At 68.1% G+C, this 3,639-nt stretch carries 3 protein-coding genes; all 3 read left to right on the top strand.

Annotated elements, in window-relative coordinates; genetic code table 11:
* Positions 1-1,074, top strand: a 1,074-nt coding sequence (locus B4L26_RS10275) for an alpha/beta hydrolase-fold protein (RefSeq protein WP_290718657.1), incomplete at its 5' end; no start/stop codon positions are given.
* A gap of 219 nt (positions 1,075-1,293) precedes the next feature.
* Positions 1,294-2,868: a fatty-acid--CoA ligase FadD1 gene (gene fadD1, locus B4L26_RS10270; RefSeq protein WP_290718655.1), complete on the top strand. Its 1,575-nt coding sequence runs from the start codon at positions 1,294-1,296 to the stop codon at positions 2,866-2,868.
* 21 nt (positions 2,869-2,889) lie between these two features.
* Positions 2,890-3,549 (top strand): DUF1707 SHOCT-like domain-containing protein, encoded by a 660-nt coding sequence (locus tag B4L26_RS10265; RefSeq protein ID WP_290718653.1) that lies wholly within the window; start codon positions 2,890-2,892, stop codon positions 3,547-3,549.
* The last annotated feature ends 90 nt before the right edge of the window (positions 3,550-3,639 follow it).

Raw genomic sequence — 3,639 nt, 5'->3', positions numbered from 1 at the left:
GACGGCCTGCGCGCCCAGGACGACCAGAACGGCTGGGTCATCAACACCAACATCGTCGACTTCTACGCGGACAAGAACCTCAACGTCATCTTGCCCATCGGCGGTGAGTCGAGCTTCTACACCGACTGGCTCCAGCCCGACCGCGGGAAGACGTACAAGTGGGAGACCTTCCTCATCAAAGAGCTCCCGACGGTCCTGGAGCGCGATTGGCGCTCGACGGACGTGCGCGGCATCGAGGGCCTGTCCATGGGCGGCACCGCCGCAATGATGCTCGCGGCGCGCAACCCCGGGTTCTACAAGTTCGCCGCCTCGTTCTCCGGGATCCTGCAGATGACGTCGCTCGGTATGCAGCCCGCCATCCAGTTCGCGATGCGCGACGCCGGCGGTTACGACTCGCAGAAGATGTTCGGCCTGCCCAGTAATCCGGCCTGGCGCGAGCACGACCCATATCTGCTCGCCGAACAGCTGCGGGGCACCAGTGTCTACATCTCGTCGGGCAACGGTGTCGTCGGCCCCCACGACAAGCCGAGTGACCTCCCGCTGTTGGCCACGAACTACTCCGGCGTGGGACTCGAGCTCTTGTCGCGGGTCACCTCGCAGCAGTTCGCCTCCGAACTGAACCGCAAGGGGATCCCCGGCCAGGCCGTGTACCGGCCCTCGGGCACCCACACGTGGCCGTACTGGCAGTTCGAGATGACGCAGGCCTGGCCCCAAGCAGCCAGCGCCTTGGGGCTGAGCGAGGATCGCCCGGCCTGCCGCACGTCGGGGGCGATCAAGAAGGTCTACACGGCCAACAAGCGACTATTGGGCGAGTGCTTCACCCCGGAGTACTCGGTGTCGGGTGGACGCGCGCAGGACTTCCGCGGTGGCCGGATCATCACCGGGCCGAAGGGACCGAAGATCGTCGGCGGTTTGATCGGTGGTGCCTACGTGTCCGTCGGTGGCCCCGGTGGCAAGCTCGGTCTGCCGACCAGTGACGAGCGCGCGACCAAGGACCGCAAGGGCAAGGTCAGCGACTTCCAGCGCGGCAAGATCACCTGGACTCCGCGCACCGGGGCCGTCGTCGGCAAGTAGCCAACCGGCGACCGAGCCTGAAATCTCGCCGACCGAGCCCAGATTCTCGCCGACCGAGCCCGAAATCTCGCCGACCGAGCCCAGATTCCCTTCGACCGAGCCTGGCCGGGCTCGCTCGGCGTCAGAATGGGCTCGCTCGGCGTCGGATTGGGCTCGCTCGGCGGAATCGAATCGGACATTTGCTCGCGTATTTCTGTAACACGTTCTAGATTTGGTGGCATGGCTGCCACCGTGACCGAACTCCTTGCCGAGCGTGCCGACGACGACGGGACCGCGATCCTCCACGACACCGGGACGTGGACCTGGCGCGAGTATCTCGCCGACGCGCGTCGCGTCGCCGCCGTCGTCCTCGACGCCGCCGATTCGGCGCGGCCCATGCACATCGGCGTACTGCTCGCGAACTCCCCGACGATGCTGATCGCGATCGCCGCGGGCGCCGTGGGCGGGTACGTCACGGCAGGCATCAACAACACGCGACGGGGAGACGGCCTCGCACGCGACATCCGCCGCGCCGACTGTCAGGTCCTCCTGATCGACGCCGAGCACCGCGACCTGCTCGATGGCCTGGATCTGGGCGACTGCCAAGTGTTCGACACCTCCAGCGACGAGTGGGCCGAGCTTCTCGCCAGTGCGCCCGAACTCGTGCCCCACTCGACGCCGGAGGCCGTCGATCCGTTCATGCTGATCTTCACGTCGGGGACCAGCGGTGACCCCAAGCCCGTCCGCCTGGCGCACATGCTGATCCCGTTCGCCGGGCCTCCGCTCGTCGAGAAGTTCGGCATCACTGCCTCCGACGTCTGCTACCTGTCGATGCCGCTGTTCCACTCCGCGGTGCTGCTCGGCGGCTACTGCGTGGCCGCGGCCTCGGGTGCCGCGATGGTCCCGGCGAAGTTCTCCGCGTCGACCTTCCTGTCCGATGTCCGTCGTTTCGGTGCCACGTACATGCACTACGTCGGCAAGCCACTCGCGTTCATCCTGGCGACCCCCGAACAACCTGACGACGCCGACAATCCGCTGCGCGCGGCGTTCGGCAACGAGGCCAGCGACCGCGACCTCGACGAGTTCGCCCGCCGTTTCGACTGCATGGTGTGGGACGGCTACGGTTCCAGCGAGCTCGCGATCATCATCACGCGTGAGCCCGGCACGCCAAAGGGCTCGATCGGCAAGGGCTTCCCCGGCGTCGCCGTCTACAACCCGGCGACGTCCACCGAGTGCGCGGTCGCACGGTTCGACGAGACCGGGGCCCTCGCCAATCCCGAGGAGGCGATCGGAGAGCTCGTCAACACCTCCGGAGCGGGGATGTTCACCGGCTACTACAACGACGAGGCGACGACCTCGGAGCGCCTGCGCGACGGGAAGTACTGGTCGGGTGACCTTGGCTACCGCGACGCCGACGGGTGGATCTATCTGGCCGGGCGCACCGGCGATTGGATGCGGGTCGACGGGGAGAACATGACGGCCGGGCCGATCGAGCGGATCCTGCAGCGGATGCCCGAGATCGGGCAGGTCGTCGTGTACGGCGTCCCCGACGAGACCGTCGGCGACGCAGTCATGGCCGCCGTTGTGCCCAGCGGCACCGGCGAGCTATCACCTGAGGCGTTCGCCGGCTTCCTCGCCGAGCAGTCCGACCTCTCGCCCAAGGCGTGGCCGCGCTACGTCCGCATCGGCGCGCAGCTGCCGACGACCGCGACCAACAAGATTGTGAAGCGCACCCTCAAGCAGGAGGGCGCGACCGCGCATACCGATGAGCAGCTCTGGGTGCGCGAGGCACGCGGAACCGCCTACTCCGCCTAGGGATTCCATACACTGGACGGCGTGAGCCAACCCAGCGGCCAGTACTATCCAGTCCCCGTCGGTGACGATCGTCGGGCAGCGGTGCGAGCCAGTGACGCCGACCGCGAGCGCGCGCACGGCTTCCTGTCCGCGGCGATGAGCACGGGCGTGCTCGCCACCGACGAGTACACCGACCGGGCGGCCAACGCGATGGTGGCGGTGACACTTGCCGATCTCGATGCCCTGTGCGCCGACCTGCCGCTGGGCCAAATCGGCGGTGCGCTCGCCGCGTCGACGCCGACGGAGATCCGAGTCAGCTCCTCCGGCGCGGAGCCGCTGCGCAAGGCGAAGGCGCTGCTCAGTTCAGCAGAGGTCGGGGGTGGATCGGTGGTCGCCGATTCATTGAAGGTGTCGGCGGTATTGGCCAGCGTCGAGCTCGACCTGCGCGACGTCGAGTTCACCGCCCCCGTCCTGACGATCAAGGTCCGCGCGGTCCTCGGCAGCGTCCACATCGTGGTCCCGCCGGACGTGACGGTCGAGATTCATGGCAGCAGCGTCGTCGGCAGCTTCAATGCGGCCGCGGCCGGGCGGGGTGCCCCCGGCGCGCCCCGCGTGGTGATCCGCGGATCGGCGTTCATGGGTGGCGTCGACGTGGAGCGCGTTGCCCGGGGACAGTACATCGGGCCGACGCTGCCGCGTTAGCCACCACAGGCCCGACAGCGGGTTTTGCTGCGTCTAGCCGCCCAGGTAGGCGGCCTCGAGCCGGGGCAGATCCGTCCCCGGCGACCGAAG

Origin of the sequence: Gordonia sp. UBA7599, from assembly GCA_002477755.1 — a bacterium.
Lineage (GTDB): Bacteria > Actinomycetota > Actinomycetes > Mycobacteriales > Mycobacteriaceae > Gordonia.
The sequence above is the reverse complement of the archived record's forward strand: the minus strand, read 5'-3'. Positions and strand labels throughout refer to the sequence as shown.